The organism is Spirosoma litoris, assembly GCF_054776755.1.
On record NZ_BAAHBI010000025.1, the window covers coordinates 16,503 to 32,811 of the forward strand.

Sequence of the window (16,309 nt, forward strand, 5' to 3'; positions counted from 1 at the left end):
AAAACATCTAGAGTACACAAATGGAAATAATTGTATCATTTTTAGCATTTTTACAACCAATTCCGTACACTGTCAATAAACTTAACTAATTGATATAGAAATCGATTCGACACACGCTAGTAAGGCTACCACATCTGATTTGGCTCGGCTTTTTGTCATCCAATAGTGGGGTGTGCCTCATTGGCTAACGCAGGAAACATAGCATCATCGTATTCGCTTGATTGTCAATGGCAAGCACCGTATATTCTTACAAGGCTCCTGATTATCTAGTGGCAGAAATTCAACGGTTTGAGAACGTGAGCATCCATTTCTCCCTGTTGTCGTAACGGTGTAACTTCCGGGAATCGTGACAACGGGACTCGCTTCGGTGCTGGTGAATCCGTTAGGGCCAGTCCATTTCAAGGAAGCTCCCTCGGTCTCGGCTAAAAGCGTAGCGGAACAATTTGTACAGGCTTGAGCTGCGCCCCATGCTGTTAACGAAGGAGGAATTGTATCGGCCGCAATAACAACCGTTGTCGTCATGTAGTTAGCCGAACAATTCGTATCTTTACCCGTAAGGGTATATGTCCCGGCAGCAGACACCACAGGATTTTGCAGCGAACTGGTAAATCCATTGGGTCCAGTCCAGCTATAGTCAACATTTGGCACTGAAACACCATCAGCGTAGAATGCTCTCCCCATTAACGCTACACTCTTTTCTGTACAGGTTAGTTGTGCCGAAGCCGCCGAAACGGCTAAAGACGGCGTAATGACAATAACGGTTTCACCAGACTGGCGACAGGCAGGGTTCTCCGGCATTGGGTATATCAGAGCATATATATATAGGAGTGTATTCGCTGAAGTTGAGTTTGTAGTTGGAATACCTGGATTATGTAGCACCGACTGGCCAGTCGATAAGTCGGGTTTAACAGTACCCAGAACAGTACCTGCATTCGTATACATGGCAGTACCAGACTGCGGACTGGTGAACAAAACAAATCGTACAGAATCAACCTGGCTCAGGTAAGTTCCCTTACTGCTAATCGAATCAATAACCGATCCTGGGCAAAGGCTAATGCTATCTTTTTCATTGGTTAATTCGGGACAAGCGTAAATCGACAAGTCATTTGTAAAGTCATTCTGACCAGCATCTAACGTGTTAACAGCAATTACAGCCGAGTTATCATTCAGGATAGCATCCGAATCCCGAATATCCGAATCAGGGGAATCAGACTGATTTGTTGGTGAAAGAAAATATTGACGCGACAAACTAAAAGCAGCCTGACGAGCTCCTCGGGCAGCTATCCGCCCTCCTGCTGACGCTAGTGGCCGGGTCCCATTCACCGAAATATCCAGCAACGATAGCTGGGCCATGTCCATCCGAATCTCGTAAGAGTGGTTATACAAAATACCTCCTGGAACTGTTTCGTTCGTAAAGTAAAACTGCCCTCCATCATGTGTCGTTTGGGTCGCAACCTGCACTCCTCCCTTTTCCATGTCATGCAAGGTCAACACAACACCATCAACACCAGGCTCGTATGGGTCCTGAATGCCATTCCGATTATCATCGAACCAAAGGCGATTTCCTATTGACAAAGGGGCCGGATCACAAAGCACTTTATTATCCCCTAATCCCGACGCTTTTCCAAACGAACCGGGACTAACAGTGTATAGAACATAATCCCTATTGTTATCACCTGTTTTCGTATTAAAAACTTTTAGACCACCCGACAAATACACATTAGAAATGGGGTCATAGGCCGAGGTAATGACTTCACGTCTGCCGGGTATGAGCGACAGTGCCCCACTAGTTACCTCCGAGTGGGCAATATGATTAATAAAAAACCAGTCGTCTTTACCAAAAAACTCGCCCCCCCCAGGTCCTTCCTGATTGCCAACGCCCGTTCCTGTCAGTTGGCCAGATTTGCCATTCTGCTCTAGCTCAAACTGGCCATTCGTATTATTGGCTCGCAACAAATCTCCAGCGGTAAAACCATTATAGAGTCCATTGCCAGCGGGGTCGTGGTTAGACATTCCAGACAATTGCCCGAATCGATCCGAAAAGCCCATCAATATAGCGCCGTCATCATCAAACTCCAGGTCTGTTATCATTGGTTGCGGATACATAACAAAGTAAGGGGCATTTCCCTCACCACAAGGTGCTGGCCAAGTATCTGTCCAGGGCAACCAATGATCGTACTGGATACATGTACCGGTTAAATCGGCTGGACCACGGCGGAAATCGAGTGGAAATGATAGAACTTCCTCAAAAGTAGGGTTAGTCAACGTCGGATCAACCTGATAAATAGTGGCTTTCAGGTCTTTCTGATCCTGCGATGTTTCTGCCGAGCAAATGACCCCAACATACAGCTTTCCGTGATGCATTTTGAGCGCCCACGGCCGAAAATCACCATTGGAACAACCTGGATTGGGAATATTCCAGGCTCGCACAGCGGTTGCCGATACAGGAGCAACCGCCGGCGAACCAATCGGCAAACTGTACAACTTACGGTCCTTCAGGTTAATAAAATAAAGCGTTTTATCATCTTCGGATAAGTCCATTCCACCAAAACTCATCCGTCCCACGGCGGTCATCGAAGCAGGATCTGTACTGGCCTGTGTTTTATCGCCAAACAGATTAGCCAGCGGATTGGCATGCGGATCATCGCCGACATCGATTCCTATCGAACTGACGGACATAAATGACGTAGTGCTTCCAGAAACAACATCGGTGATATAAATACCTCCAGGGCCAGCAGGGCCAAAGCTCATATGCCGTTTAACAACGGCAGCACTAAGAATTTTTTTCGAACGGCGCTGATAAGAGAGTGCCCAAACAGCCCCTACTGCATCAGCATTTGCCAAATCAACAGGTGGAAAATTAGTTGAACTGGCAATGCCGGAGGCTTCATAAGAAAATTTAACTATAGCAGGCGACCCAGCCGATTGTTTGTCGATCGGAACCGGATTGCCATCCCCATCGGTTGTCAGTTGTGTATTACCATTGACATAACAGGGGGTAACGATTTGAATATCTGTACGCTGGCAATAGTCGGCAGGATAGTTTATTCCCAAATCGGCCTCATTGTTAGGAGCAGTGACAAACTGCATACTTGTTCCACTGTTTGCCCCATATGACCCATTATAATCTCCTGCCTGGAAGTTGGTGAATTCAAGCCGAATTCGTTTTCCTGCTGGTATGCTTGTCTCACTAAACGAGTAGGTTCCATCAGCGGCAGTTGTTGTGGAGATCGGCGTTTTACTAAGTTCCACAAAAGCTAAAACCCTTATTCCGGCTACCCCCACTTCAATCGGCAACGTGTCGGACCGAATCCCATTGGAATCAAAATCCCGGAAAACGACGCCTTTCACCTGCCCATTGACAGTTACACAGTTGCACAGCACTAGAACAACAGCAATTAACCCAGGCCAAATGATTAATGAATAGATTTGTTTCATGATAAAAACGCATATGTATTCCCTGTTTTTTGCCAGGGGAGGAAATGCGCTAACGCTCCTCATGTGTTATTTTTGCTTCGCCCTAAGCCACTAGTGCGGTTCGATTTTGTCTGAGAATATGTATCGTAAAGCCAAATCAAGCGACTATCCAAACCCCTAACCCAGATTGGTTGATATCATAACCTATTTATGAATCTGGGTACTAAATGGACACTAAGGGCAGATGGGAAACACTGGCCAAACGCAACTTTTTTATTACCAAAGTGACGAGACAACAATAATGCCCTCCGTTTACCATTATGCCAATGCAGATGACAAACCACCTATTTGGTACACGAAAAGCGTTTATCTAGTATAAAATCAGTAAAAGACCTACTTGAAAGAGGCCACCATTTTTTTGATAAGTACAAGAGAATTCCACTATGGAAATCCGACTCCATTTTTACTAAGCAAGTATGCTTCTAAACTGCAAGTTTTTATGCTGTTTACGTACTTAATAGGTTGTTTATCACCTTTTAAGGAAGAAGCCAGTTAATTGGCATAAGGAGATATTGATGAGCGGCTGAAAATTCAATACCCTTTTATTGTTTTACAAGCCAAACTTCTTCAGGCATCCCTTCTAACTCAAGACGAGTGCACCAAAAAAGGGTTTACGCTTCATTTATAATTGATAAGCTTGTTCAAGAATTACTGATGCTTTGAGGGCAGTCATATTGCTATGGGCAACGATTACTATTTGCTAAATATGCCAAACACGGACAATTCATATACAACTCATCAAATTAGAAATTCATCCTAGCTTAATTCGCTCAAAGTAAAAAACAATTACAAATAAGGGTAGAAAATGTTTACATTTTCTACCCTTATTTGTAATTGTTTTTTACTAATATTTAAAAAAAATAATTATCTATTCTCAGTTCAGGCCATTTATAGACTTCTCAAAGGGGTTCCTACCGAATAATCTACCTAAGCCAATATGCAATCTACACGACCTACTTTTTAAACAAGTTACAAAATTTATCTCTGTATAGGATAAGCTGATCGATTCTTTCAAGAGTAATGCACGTCACATTAAGTAACATAATTTTACCTTGGACAACAAATTTAAGATTAGACTAAAAATAAATTTCACAAAACGATTTACTTAATACGAAATTACCTACTATTATAAACAATATCAATATTAGTTACTAAAAAATACACACAAAACATCCAAATACTACGTATTATATTTCTAAGCAATTATCTAGATCTATAGTTCATTTAATTATAAAGGCACATAAACCTAATACACTGATTTTTATAGGCTTATAGCTTTACGTTTTTTATAAATTTGTGGTTAATAATTCTACTTCATCACTTAATTATAATTTATAATTACCTAAATAGCATTTTATAGTCTAACGAAAATAGACTAGCTATCCTGGAATGAATAAATTAAAAATTCTCATCATAGAAGATGATTTAGTTTGGCAACTTAAGCTCCAGATGATGTTGGAACAACTCGATATTGGGACGATAACGTTTGCCAGTACCCTAGCCGAAGCCCGACAACTCTTGGCCTCTCAATTGCCCGATTTGGTAATTGCAGATATTGTGATGCCCGATGGCATTACACTCTCTTTACTTACGAAAAACTATAAGCAGTTGCCTGTTATTTACCAAACAGGATATTCACAGGAAGATTTTTTAAAAAGAGCTCTTTCAATGCCTTATGTTGGTTTTTTAATGAAACCATTTGAGCGATTTTCGCTACAGGCATCGATTGAAATATTATTTTCCAAAATTCAGGTAAATACACTCCTTCCAACGAGCGCAATTAGTGTCATCGGAAAGCACAAACATCGAATCGACGTGTCTTTAGAATCAATTTATTGGATTAAGGCAGAGGGTAATTATTCTATACTAAATACAATTGATCAAAAATATGTCTTAAAACGATCCTTACGTAAAATAGGAGATGAATTAAGTAGTTCCTTTGTTCAGATTCATAAAGGCTATATTATCAATATTAATTACCTGGAACGTATTGGAGAAGACGAAGTTACCATCAATCATCAGTCTATTCCTATCGGGCGTAAATACCGGAAAGCGTTATTCGAAGCCCTGCGAGATAAACACTAGTTTTGATCAATAAAACAAACGTAAATAATCAAGCCAAATCGACTGAAAACACCCCATTGCCAGTAGCATCAGCAACAAAGATTTAGCAGACGAAGCAATAGAAGAAGCTGTTGCACAAATACAGTTCCAGCAACGCTACTTATGCAACAGCGACTATCTTTAAATGGGCCATTAAACCATTAGCTACCGGCGCAGTTGGCCAATACTCAATTAACTTTCTACGACTCGCGAACCAAATTAACGCCTGTAACCAGGAAAATCATACCCACAATAAATGGAGCGGCTGATTCTGCCTTCGATACACTCAGGCCCAGAACAGGTTTTCCATTAGACAGAAAAGCGATCAGGGCAAATAGTACGACAACTACACCCAGAATGGTGAGCGATGCGCCAAAGAAGCGCCGAAAATTGGTATTGTTATTATCCATGGGGAAATTAATGTATGATGTATGATATAGGTTGTATAAATCTCTAGGCAATCATACAACCTATATCATACATCATACTTTTTTAGTTAATCCGCGTTTGCGGCCTTCTTCAAGTAAAAATGGGTAAGCAGTCTCAAGCGAGTTCGGAACAAGGCCATCTAAAATAGCTTCTCGTAGCACAGTTTTTAATTCGCCTACTTCTTTCGACGGAGGCAAACCAAAGGTTTCCATAATCAACTCTCCTGTGATAACAGGTTGAAAATTACGGACTTTATCCCGTTCTTCAAGGTCATGCAATTTACGTTCAACCCGGTCGAAATTACGGAGGTGTTTTTGTACGCGCTCGTAATTTTTCGACGTAATATCTGCCCGACAAAGTGCCATGAGCCCTTCCAAATCATCTCCAGCATCGAACAATAGTCGGCGCAGGGCTGAATCGGTGATTTGCTCTTTGGTGAGCGCAATGGGGCGCAGGTGTAGCCGCACAAGTTTCTGAACAAACCGCATGTGTTCGTTGAGGGGCAGTTTCATGGTACGAAAAATACCGGGCACCCACCGAGCGCCCATGTCTTCGTGTCCGTGAAATGTCCAGCCAACTTTCGCATCAAAGCGCTTGGTAGCCGGTTTGGCAATATCGTGCAACAAAGCCGCCCAGCGTAGCCAAAGCTCGTTTTCTGGAGCAATGGTTTCGTGGATCGACTTGGCCCGATTGGCCATATTATCAAGCACCTGAAGGGTATGGTAAAAATTATCCTTATGCCCCTTCCCTTCAATGGTTTCAACGCCCTTCAGCGCAATCAGTTCAGGGAATATCCGCTCCAGCAAACCCGCATGATACAACAGCTTAAAGCCATAGGAAGGTGTGGGTGATAGAATAATCTTATTTAACTCATCGGTGACGCGCTCTCGTGAAAGGATATCGATCCGTTCGCTCATCCGAATGATGGCATCGAACGTATCGGGCTCAATATCAAAACCCAACTGCGAGGCAAATCGAATAGCCCGCATCATGCGCAACGGATCATCCGAAAAGGTAATATCGGGCGCGAGGGGCGTCCGAATGAGTTTACGCTTAATGTCTTTTAGCCCGTCAAATGGGTCAAGTAAATCCCCAAAATTAGTCGTGGACAGGCTGATGCCCATAGCATTAATCGTAAAATCCCGGCGATTCTGGTCGTCTTCCAACGTACCATCTTCCACAATCGGTTTACGCGATTCACTACGGTACGATTCCTTACGGGCTCCCACAAATTCAACCTCCCAGTCGTCTTCATTCTGGCCAGCCCGCAGCATAGCCGTCCCGAAACTCGGAAATACGGAGACATTGGTTCGTAAGGCCTTCCCTACTGCTTCAGCGAGTTCGATCCCACTCCCGATGCAAACGACGTCAATGTCTTTCGATGGGCGTCCTAAAATCAGGTCGCGCACGAAACCACCAATGACATAAGCCTGTAAACCAAGCTTGTCGGCCTCTCGGGCAATGGTGTCAAAAATCGGATTCTTATGTAAGGTTTCGCTGAAATTCATAATTATTGGTTTACGGTTTTCAGTTTATAGCTTTTGGTTGGCTGACACAGAGTTTCTATCACTGGTCTGGTTATCTAACCGAAAACTATAAACCATACACCGAATACCATAGTCCTTTATTTTCGTATAAAACTAACCTCCCCGTTTACTTTCAAGCGCATAATACGTGGTCGTTTAGGCATACCGGGGAGGGTTCCAAACCGTATGGTAACGAGTGCTTCGGCAGCAGGTGGCAGTACTAACGACTCAAATGGAATCGAAAGCAACCCGCGCCCAAAACTGCTAACCAGCCGTTGTATATCATCGTTCAGGACGCGCCGAACGGCTATTTCTTCCGTTACCGGAACGCCATCGCTATTCACTTTGGACTCAGCCAATGTTTGCCAGAATACGGGCGACAGATTTTTACCCTGATCGTAGATAACCGTTAACGGATTTTCGGCAAATTCGACCAAATCGTAGGCCACATCGGGGACTTTAGCCACATAGAGGCCCAACAGATCGGTTTTGGGGATAAGCACCGTTGGCTGAAGCTCCTTAGGAATTATGCTCCTCAAGGTGAGCAGTTGACCAACAGCCACATCATTAACCGGGTCAGCCGCAATCGACCAGCCCGTTTCGTCGGCAATGGCGATCAGCTGCCCCTGCCGCAGTTGATAGGCGATATCGCGAATAGATAAGCTCATAGCTGAAATAAACCACAAAAATACGCCAAGTTTGCGAAAGACGACAGGGACTTAGAAAGATGGGGACGTAACAACCCAATAAACAAAATAAGGAATGGGTTGTTGTGTGTCTGATAAATTGTTTTCTATAAGTAATTTCACTCACCTCACGTCGTTCCCAACACCAAGTCTATGGCTGCTGAATCGCGCCCGCACTACCATCAATTTTCACACTCGCTGCTTGCGCTGGCCATTCTGACCGCCGGAATTTATTTAGGACAGGATATTCTGGTACCCCTCGCCATGGCGGGTCTGATTGCCGTTTTGCTTCGCCCCGTCGAAAACCGACTCATAAAATGGGGTATACCCAAAGTTGTTGCCATTAGTCTGGCCTTGCTGCTGGCCATTGTTGTGGTATCGGGCCTAACGATTCTGATGTCGATGCAATTGTCCGATTTTGCGGACGATATGCCCAAGATTCGTCAGAACCTGAATGATTTTTTCCAGGATGTAAAGCGTTGGGTTCGACGTGAATATAATGTTAGTTACCGGCAGCAGGATAAGTATCTCCAAAAAGCACAAGCCCAAACGCTCGATAGTTTACAGAGCAGCGATGCGCTGGGGTTCATTACCGGCCCACTAGGCACATTAACCTTAATCCCAATTTACGTCTTTTTGCTTTTGTATTACCGCACCATGCTGCTTCATTTTGTAGTTATTCTTTTCCCAGCCAAACATACCGAGCGAGTTCGCGAAGTATTGGGCGAAGTTAAGTCTGTGATTCAAAGCTATATGGTTGGGCTACTCATTGAAACCGCGTGTGTAGCGGCTCTTAATTCGGTCGGCCTTCTGATTCTAAATGTACAATATGCTGTCTTACTGGGCGTTATGGCAGCCATTCTGAACCTTATTCCCTACATTGGCGGCCTTGTCGCTACACTCTTAACCGTACTGATCACCTTTAGTAACAATCCTGAGGTATCGGTTATTTTGGGCGTTGTCGGTATTTTTTTGTTGGTTCAATTCATCGACAACAATGTATTCGTGCCGCTTATTGTAGCCTCGAAAGTCCGGGTAAACGCTCTCGTTTCCATTGTGGGGGTTTTGATTGGTGGCGCGCTGGCAGGCGTATCGGGTATGTTTTTGTCCATACCAGCCATTGCCATTATGAAGGTAATTTTCGACCGGGTCGATAGTCTGCGTCCCTGGGGTGTGTTACTGGGTGATCAAACGCCTGAAGATAAAGAAAATAATCTGTTTCGACTCCCCAAACGCCGAGCCAAACCTAAGGTGCTTGAAGAGTAAGTATTGTTCAAGGTTTCAAGTTCAAGGTTTCAGGTTGGCTGACGCACAATTGAACATGGAACCTTGAACTTGAAACAACAATTCTAACTATACAGCTTCTTAATCACTTCCTGTTGGGTTCGTAGGAAATGTTGCCGCTCGGCGGGTTGGCCCAATAAAGTGTCGGGCGGATACACGCTTTGTTTAGCGTAACTCTCAGCGTATAGCTCAAACCGTTGGCGAGCCAGCAGATTAGTTAGCGCAGGTCGCTGGCGAAATTCCCGGAGGGCCGCCAGATCGATATCCGCATTCGCGACGATACTTTCGCCATAAGCCGCTTCGGCAAGTACGATGCCTTTGGGGTCGATGATTTTAGAGCCTCCATCAACTGTGCCGCCTGGCAGCGGGCTACCGACTAAGCCTCCCGAATTAGCCGACACGACATAGGCCATATTCTCGGTGGCTCTGGCCAGTTTTGCCACGTTTTTCTGGGTCAATAACGGGCTGCCCGCTTCTGAGGTCGAATGGATTAACACTTCGGCACCACGCATCGACAAACAACGAGCAACTTCGGGATAAAGGATTTCTTCTGACGCAATACAGGCCAGATTCCCAATGTTTGTTTTCACGACCGGGAATAATGAATCATATCCATAGGCATCCAGATACAGCTCCCAAACGTCGTGAGGTGTTGGAATATACATGGCGTTCAGGCGTCGGTAACGCAGGAGCACATCGCCATTGGGCCCCATAATAAAACTGGTCTGGAAGTACAGCTCCGGGAAGAACGAATCCTGTTCATACACATTACCCGAAAAATAAACCTGCTGTCGCTGCACCATAGCACTGATGGCCTCATAAATGGGGCCATCGATCTCCAAAGCCGCCTTTTCGCGCCATTGCTCTACAGTTTCGTTGATAGGACCACCCGTCAGAAAATGTTCGGGTGCTACAATAAGTAATGTCTCACGCCCCAGCAAGCCAATAGATGCAGCAATTTGTTGTTCAATCCGCGCGATGGTTTTGAGCATTACGGCTTCGGCTTCATCGCGGGTCTGGCAGGAATTGACGGTTTGACAGGTTAGCTGAAGTGCCAGGGCTTTATATGACATAGATTAAAGGGGTTACAGATGATTCGTTGTTGGGCACCAAAATAAGGTGTTTCTGCGAAATAATTGCCAATAGCCCGTTTCAGGCATCATTCAGGAACGAATTGGCTCACTCTTTTCGGCTATTCTCCTTCGCGAGAGGCTTAGCTTCTGGCAAGCTCAGGAACAAATTGTCAATCTCGTTGATTAACTACTTACTGATTTGTTGCTCCATACCGATAAGCAACACCTACACAACTAAAACGACATGACTGTTGATGTACTGGCTATAGCAGCCCATCCTGATGATATTGAAATGACCTGCGCGGGCACGATTCTTTCACTCGTTGCTCAAGGTAAAAAAGTAGCGGGTGTTGATTTAACGCGTGGTGAATTAGGAACACGAGGAACTCCCGAAATACGGGCGCAGGAAGCGGCCGAAGGGTCACGCATCATGCAGTTAGTTGCCCGTGAAAACATGGGATTTCGGGATGGGTTCTTCCGAAATGACGAAGAGCATCAGATGGCGCTGATTCCAATTATTCGAAAATACCGTCCTAAAATCATTCTGACCAATACGCCAGATGACCGCCACCCCGACCACGGCCGGGCGGCTGAACTGGTCAATGATGCCTGCTTTTATGCCGGTTTACGGCAAATTAAAACCGTTGGCGAAGATGGCCAGCCACAGGAAGCGCATCGTCCTATTTACGTCTATAATTTCATTCAGGATCGTTGGCTAAAACCTGATTTCATCGTAGATATTACGCCCTACTGGAACGAGAAACTGGCTGCCATTAAAGCCTATAAAAGTCAATTTTTCGATCCAACGAGCACTGAGCCCCAAAGTTACATTTCGGGTGAGCCCTTCATGAAATTCCTGGAGTCCCGCACCCGCGAACATGGCCATATGATTGGTGCCGAATTCGGTGAAGGTTTTATCAGCCGCCGTATGCTAGGCGTTCAGGATTTGACGGCGTTGGTGTAGTGTAAGCAAAACACAGCTAGATTACAAAGCAAAAAAGGCCATCAAGCTATACACGATAGCTGATGGCCTTCGTTCGGCGTATATTCACTACGTCGAGCAATCAGAAAGTGAATTATTACTTTCCGCTCCCCAGTTTACCGGCCTTGTTTGCCTGACCGGCTGCCGTTGGATTTTTCACGTATTTGTCTAGCCAGCCGTTCATTTCCCACAGCATGTGTAGTAATGATTCTTTGGCCGTGTAGCCGTGACTTTCGTAGGGCAGGAACACCAGTCGGGTTGTAGCGCCAAAGCCTTTGAGCGCGTTATAATATCGCTCCGACTGAATTGGGAACGTGCCGGTATTATTATCCGCTTCGCCGTGCACCAGTAGCAGCGGAGTTTTCATTTTGTCGGCATTCATAAACGGCGACATGTTGTTATATACTTCGGGTGCCTGCCAGTAACTGCGCTGCTCATTCTGGAAACCAAAGGGAGTCAGTGTTCGGTTGTAAGCACCGCTCCGGGCAATACCACCTTTAAATATCTTGCTATGCGTAAGCAGGTTGGCGGTCATGAACGCTCCATACGAGTGCCCACCTACGCCTACTCGGCTCGAATCAACTACGCCCAATCGAACCCCTTCATCGACAGCCGCTTTGGCGCTCGATACTAATTGCTCAACGTAGGTATCATTGGGCTCTTTGTCACCCTCACCCACGATGGGAATGCTGGCGTTATCCAGAATGGCGTAGCCCATGGTTACGAAAGCAGCTCCACCCCAGTAGCTAATCCGGTTGAACTGGTAAGGAGAACCAGAAACCTGGCTGGCAGCCTCCTTACTTTTGAACTCAGCCGGATACGCCCATAAAAACGTTGGCAGCGGTCCTTGCTCTTTCTTATACCCAACTGGCAAATAAAGCGTAGCGGTCAGTTCAACGCCATCAGCCCGTTTGTAACGAAGCTGTTGCTTCTGCACGCCCTTCAACTGTGGGTATGGATGCGGGAAGAAAGTGACCTGAACCGGCGCAATCTTGGCTTTCATATTCCGAACGAAGTAGTTCGGGTTTTCGTCGGGCGTTTCGCGAGTGGTCAGAATCACTTGTTTGGTAGCATCCAGAACGGCAATGGGCCGTTCGAAATACGGAGCCGCCGACCGCCAAAGCTCTTTTGTCTGTTTCGTTTTTAGATTTAATAGGCTTACAAATGGTCGGTCTCCTTCGGGCGATGAACCAATGGCATTAAGCATCAGAATCTCGCCAGATGGCAGCAAGTTCAACACTTCACGACCAAACTGATTATGCTTCATATCAGGTTGGCCCGGATTAGTGTACCGATCTTCGTACGAACGATCAAATAGAACTGACGTTTGCCAGGTAGTTGGGTTAACGATTTTGGTGATCGTTTTACGATTCTGCCACCAGCGTTCGGTAGCCAATGCCGTTGTTTCAGTACCCCAATCGAAGTTTTCGAAACGAAACTGAGCTGCGTAGATTTCTTTCGGTGGCGCCGAGAAAGGCGCTTCGATCTGGAACACCTTATCCCGAATATCGGCCTTTACTTTGGGGTCGCCATTGTCCTGAGCAACGGTATAGTAAACTGTTGCTGGCACATCTGCCCGCCAGCTAAAATCACGAGGTCCGGTAGGAACCCCATCGCGGCTATACGGAACCGCTTCCTGTAAAGGCCCATCGTTCAACGTTTTTACCAACGAACCAGCAATGGCATAAATCTCCGTTTTAAGCGGAAAGCGATTCACAGGCACCAGATACGAAAACGGCGTATGAACCGTCTCGATCATAACATATTTACCATCTGGCGACGGATCAGACGAGAGAATAATGCCAGGCTGACCAATACTGGTGACCGTTCCATCTAAACCAACCCGTGCAACCTGCGCCGTGGTGTAATAGGCGAATTGCTTTTCATCGGATGGATTTTTCAGCAGATCCTGGTAGGTAGGTGCCTGTCCGCGTGAGCCTTTTACGTTTTCCTGCGTAGTTGGCCCGGCAGGAACCCGACTAATTTCGGGCGCAGGCCCGCGACCGGCAGGAATCGTTTTTACGATTAAGCTTTTACTATCTGATACCCAGCGGTATGGTACGCCCAGGGTTGCATTAATGGCAAACGAACCAACTTTCTGAGCGGCTGCCGTAGCCACATCGGCGATATACAAATCGATTCGGCTATCGGTCGAATTGGCGAAGGCAATCTTTGTTCCATCTGGCGACCATTGAACGAAACTAATCAGCGGTGTAGCCGGAAGGCCGGTTATGGCTTTTCCGTCTTTTTCGGTCAGTTTTTTGAGTTTCAGACCGGTTATGTAACGCGCCCGACTGGGGCCGTTGTTTGCCGGATTCAGGCGCAGACCAGCCAGTTTGAATTCGGGTTGAGCCAGTTCGTCGATGCCAGGCGCACCAGCCTGTTCGAGAAAGAGCATCATATCGCCCTTATCCGACATACTGACGTTTGGAGTAGGCGGCATCGTTACCAAATCAGCCAGCGCTTTGGGGGGCGTTTGATACGCTGGTGCATCCTGTGCCTGTGCGCTCAGCGAGACAGTAATCCAGGAAATCAACAAAAGCCACCGGCTTTTTCTAGTCGTTAAGTTGTGAAGCATAAAGTAGAGTGTATTTCAGGTTATTGAGTATTAAAGATAGGGCGAAAACAAATGATACAGGTCAAAAAAATGCCGCAGCTATAATTGGCTGCGGCATTTGGCATTTAAAACGAAATCCGATAACCGACCTTTTTGTAATTCTCATTCGGGGTGATGTCCGAACCATTTCCTTCCAGTATCAAAACCAGATCAACGGTTTTGGTTGTTCCGGTTGGAGCAGTACCCGTTAATATCTCAACGGTACAGTCTCCAAAGCTGGATTTTGCAGGAATGGTGAACGTTCCTCCTTTCAAATTATAATGTACACCTTCTATTGCTGTTGTATTGTCTTTATCAACCGAAAATTTAATAACCTCATCTTTAGCTCGTTGGGCGCCTACCAAATTTACCTGAGTAGTTAACGTACCGGCTCCGTTCTTGGTAGTTAACAGCGGGTATGTTTTTCCAACGGCGAGTGAAGTAACGACTGTAGCCTGGAATTCGACAAGTGTTTTAGTATCAAACAAGAAATCGTTTTCCTTGAAACAGGAAGTTTGTGTGAATAAGACAACGCCTATCAGCACAAAACGCAAGAATAGTTTCATATTAATTGGAATGTTAAATCGGTTTATGGTTTACGGTTTATAATCTATGGTTTACAATCTCCTGTAATGAACAGAAAACCGACAATCATAAACCGTAACCTATCTAATCCTGAACGCCTTAGTAGTTATAATTCTGCTTCAGATTACGGTTGTTATTGATCTCACTGATCGGAATCCGAGCCAGAATGCGATAATCTGTGAATGGCAGGTTCGTAGGTAACTTGATAATATCACGTCCCAGGCGTTTTAAATCCCAGAAGCGGTGCCCCTCGAAAGCAAACTCCAGTCGGCGCTGTTTGATAATCTCATCCAGCAAAGCAGCTCCCGTCAAGTCCGTTTTCTCAGCCAGACCACAACGCGTCCGAATGGTGTTCAAATCCTTGATCGCGTCGGCTTCCCGACCCAGACGGTAATAGGCTTCAGCCCGGTTCAGGTACATTTCCGAAATCCGAATAACCGGAACATTATCAAGGTTAATGGTACCGTTTTTGCCCAGAAATTTGGTGGTCTCAATGTTCTGAGCACCCCGCCCTTTAGTGCCTAATTCGTACAATTGACGGCGAATATCCAGCACGTTACCTGAGGCATCTTTCTCTGATTCCAGATCAGCCAACAAAGCCACTGTTGGCACCACATCGCCAAAACCACCCGTTTGCGCCGTGTTGCCAAGCGTTACCAGCGTTGTAAAAGTTGTTTGTAATGAGGTATTTACTCCGATGTTCTCATTTGTCTGAAAATTAATTTCAAACATCGATTCTGGGTTAACAGCTGTACGCCAACCAGCTATATACGTGGTTTTCGACTGAAAGGCCCCCACGCCAGAAGTCAATGCACTGGTTGCCATATCGGCCGATTCCTGATATTTTCCGGCATAAAGTGCGACTCGGGAATATAGTGCCTGAGCTGCTCCTTTAGTTGCATAAACGGGGCCTCTCGACGTAGCAGTGCCGCTCAGCTTATCGATAGCGGTTGTCAAGTCGGCCAGAATCTGCGTATATACAGCATCGATAGTTGGTCGACTGGGAAATTCCACCTGCTGCAAGGTCAACACGCCTGTCAGCGCCAATGGAACCCCACCCCGGTTATAATCATTGATTACCGCCGTTGGCATATAGGCATAGGATTTCATCAAATCGAAATACATCAATGCCCTCAGAAACAAACACTGACCCATGTAGGAGTTACGCTGGGCATCTGTCAATGTAACTTTAGGCAGCGCATCCAGCACCAGGTTTGCCTGATTAATTCCGTAATAATCCTGCGTCCAGTTAATCATATGGTTTCCTGGCTGATTCTGATATTCGGCCACCAGTCGGCTGGAGTTATTGGTTGCCCGCCCATTATCAGAAAGAACCTCAGGAAGCGCGATCAAATCTCGCCCGTACAGGTCGGTACTTTGCAAGGCGTCATACACGGCATTAACGGCAGCATTAACCGCTTCCTGTGTAGTAAGGGCCGTACCCGAATCAACGGCGGTTTTGGGCTTTACATCCACTAAACTAGTACAGGCAAAGAGGCCACCCGTCAGAATCGTTGTGGCAAGTGCCCGTTTAAACATATATATTTTCATAAACTAAATGACAAAGG

General features: G+C 45.7%; 11 protein-coding genes. 3 read left to right on the forward strand and 8 right to left on the reverse strand.

The genetic code is table 11. The features are described from left to right. Nucleotides 1-204: 204 nt before the first annotated feature. Nucleotides 205-3,438, reverse strand: a complete 3,234-nt coding sequence (locus ACYVGR_RS16280; protein WP_460958497.1) for an SdrD B-like domain-containing protein — start codon at nucleotides 3,436-3,438, stop codon at nucleotides 205-207. A gap of 1,428 nt (nucleotides 3,439-4,866) precedes the next feature. Between ACYVGR_RS16280 and ACYVGR_RS16285 the strand changes: the two genes are divergently transcribed. Beyond that, nucleotides 4,867-5,562, forward strand: coding sequence for a LytR/AlgR family response regulator transcription factor (locus ACYVGR_RS16285; RefSeq protein ID WP_460958499.1), 696 nt, complete (start codon nucleotides 4,867-4,869; stop codon nucleotides 5,560-5,562). A gap of 218 nt (nucleotides 5,563-5,780) precedes the next feature. On the opposite strand, the gene ACYVGR_RS16290 is transcribed toward ACYVGR_RS16285, so the two are convergent. The 3 genes from ACYVGR_RS16290 to ACYVGR_RS16300 all read right to left on the reverse strand — a co-directional run bounded on the left by ACYVGR_RS16290 (nucleotide 5,781) and on the right by ACYVGR_RS16300 (nucleotide 8,203). Continuing rightward, nucleotides 5,781-5,990 carry a hypothetical protein gene (locus ACYVGR_RS16290; RefSeq protein ID WP_182461400.1) on the reverse strand — a complete coding sequence of 70 codons (210 nt, stop codon included), beginning with the start codon at nucleotides 5,988-5,990 and terminating at the stop codon, nucleotides 5,781-5,783. A gap of 72 nt (nucleotides 5,991-6,062) precedes the next feature. Beyond that, nucleotides 6,063-7,517: a CCA tRNA nucleotidyltransferase gene (locus ACYVGR_RS16295; protein WP_460958501.1), complete on the reverse strand. Its 1,455-nt coding sequence runs from the start codon at nucleotides 7,515-7,517 to the stop codon at nucleotides 6,063-6,065. Between the two features lie 116 nt (nucleotides 7,518-7,633). After that, nucleotides 7,634-8,203, reverse strand: coding sequence for an L-threonylcarbamoyladenylate synthase (locus ACYVGR_RS16300; RefSeq protein ID WP_460958503.1), 570 nt, complete (start codon nucleotides 8,201-8,203; stop codon nucleotides 7,634-7,636). Between the two features lie 171 nt (nucleotides 8,204-8,374). Between ACYVGR_RS16300 and ACYVGR_RS16305 the strand changes: the two genes are divergently transcribed. Further along, nucleotides 8,375-9,487 (forward strand): AI-2E family transporter, encoded by a 1,113-nt coding sequence (locus tag ACYVGR_RS16305; RefSeq protein ID WP_460958505.1) that lies wholly within the window; start codon nucleotides 8,375-8,377, stop codon nucleotides 9,485-9,487. Between the two features lie 83 nt (nucleotides 9,488-9,570). Here ACYVGR_RS16305 and ACYVGR_RS16310 read toward each other — a convergent pair whose 3' ends face one another. After that, complete coding sequence (locus tag ACYVGR_RS16310) at nucleotides 9,571-10,578, reverse strand: nitrilase-related carbon-nitrogen hydrolase (RefSeq protein ID WP_460958507.1); 1,008 nt, start codon at nucleotides 10,576-10,578, stop codon at nucleotides 9,571-9,573. A gap of 244 nt (nucleotides 10,579-10,822) precedes the next feature. Between ACYVGR_RS16310 and bshB1 the strand changes: the two genes are divergently transcribed. Further along, the gene (bshB1, locus tag ACYVGR_RS16315; protein WP_460958509.1) at nucleotides 10,823-11,542 is read left to right on the forward strand and encodes a bacillithiol biosynthesis deacetylase BshB1; all 720 of its coding nucleotides are present in this window, start codon (nucleotides 10,823-10,825) and stop codon (nucleotides 11,540-11,542) included. Nucleotides 11,543-11,657: 115 nt separating this feature from the next. Here bshB1 and ACYVGR_RS16320 read toward each other — a convergent pair whose 3' ends face one another. From ACYVGR_RS16320 to ACYVGR_RS16330, 3 genes are all read right to left on the reverse strand, one after another. Further along, the gene (locus ACYVGR_RS16320) at nucleotides 11,658-14,138 is read right to left on the reverse strand and encodes a S9 family peptidase (protein ID WP_460958511.1); all 2,481 of its coding nucleotides are present in this window, start codon (nucleotides 14,136-14,138) and stop codon (nucleotides 11,658-11,660) included. Nucleotides 14,139-14,242: 104 nt separating this feature from the next. Continuing rightward, nucleotides 14,243-14,722 (reverse strand): DUF4843 domain-containing protein, encoded by a 480-nt coding sequence (locus tag ACYVGR_RS16325; RefSeq protein WP_460958513.1) that lies wholly within the window; start codon nucleotides 14,720-14,722, stop codon nucleotides 14,243-14,245. A gap of 118 nt (nucleotides 14,723-14,840) precedes the next feature. Further along, nucleotides 14,841-16,292 carry a RagB/SusD family nutrient uptake outer membrane protein gene (locus ACYVGR_RS16330; protein ID WP_460958515.1) on the reverse strand — a complete coding sequence of 484 codons (1,452 nt, stop codon included), beginning with the start codon at nucleotides 16,290-16,292 and terminating at the stop codon, nucleotides 14,841-14,843. Nucleotides 16,293-16,309: the final 17 nt, after the last annotated feature.

What these genes read in the sequence shown, in the direction of transcription:
- ACYVGR_RS16310 (WP_460958507.1), bottom strand. Translation starts at nt 10,578, where the DNA reads ATGTCATATAAAGCCCTGGCACTTCAGCTAACCTGTCAAACCGTCAAT.
- ACYVGR_RS16290 (WP_182461400.1), bottom strand. Translation starts at nt 5,990, where the DNA reads ATGGATAATAACAATACCAATTTTCGGCGCTTCTTTGGCGCATCGCTC.
- ACYVGR_RS16280 (WP_460958497.1), bottom strand. Translation starts at nt 3,438, where the DNA reads ATGAAACAAATCTATTCATTAATCATTTGGCCTGGGTTAATTGCTGTT.
- ACYVGR_RS16295 (WP_460958501.1), bottom strand. Translation starts at nt 7,517, where the DNA reads ATGAATTTCAGCGAAACCTTACATAAGAATCCGATTTTTGACACCATT.
- ACYVGR_RS16305 (WP_460958505.1), top strand. Translation starts at nt 8,375, where the DNA reads ATGGCTGCTGAATCGCGCCCGCACTACCATCAATTTTCACACTCGCTG.
- ACYVGR_RS16285 (WP_460958499.1), top strand. Translation starts at nt 4,867, where the DNA reads ATGAATAAATTAAAAATTCTCATCATAGAAGATGATTTAGTTTGGCAA.
- bshB1 (WP_460958509.1), top strand. Translation starts at nt 10,823, where the DNA reads ATGACTGTTGATGTACTGGCTATAGCAGCCCATCCTGATGATATTGAA.
- ACYVGR_RS16300 (WP_460958503.1), bottom strand. Translation starts at nt 8,203, where the DNA reads ATGAGCTTATCTATTCGCGATATCGCCTATCAACTGCGGCAGGGGCAG.
- ACYVGR_RS16330 (WP_460958515.1), bottom strand. Translation starts at nt 16,292, where the DNA reads ATGAAAATATATATGTTTAAACGGGCACTTGCCACAACGATTCTGACG.
- ACYVGR_RS16325 (WP_460958513.1), bottom strand. Translation starts at nt 14,722, where the DNA reads ATGAAACTATTCTTGCGTTTTGTGCTGATAGGCGTTGTCTTATTCACA.
- ACYVGR_RS16320 (WP_460958511.1), bottom strand. Translation starts at nt 14,138, where the DNA reads ATGCTTCACAACTTAACGACTAGAAAAAGCCGGTGGCTTTTGTTGATT.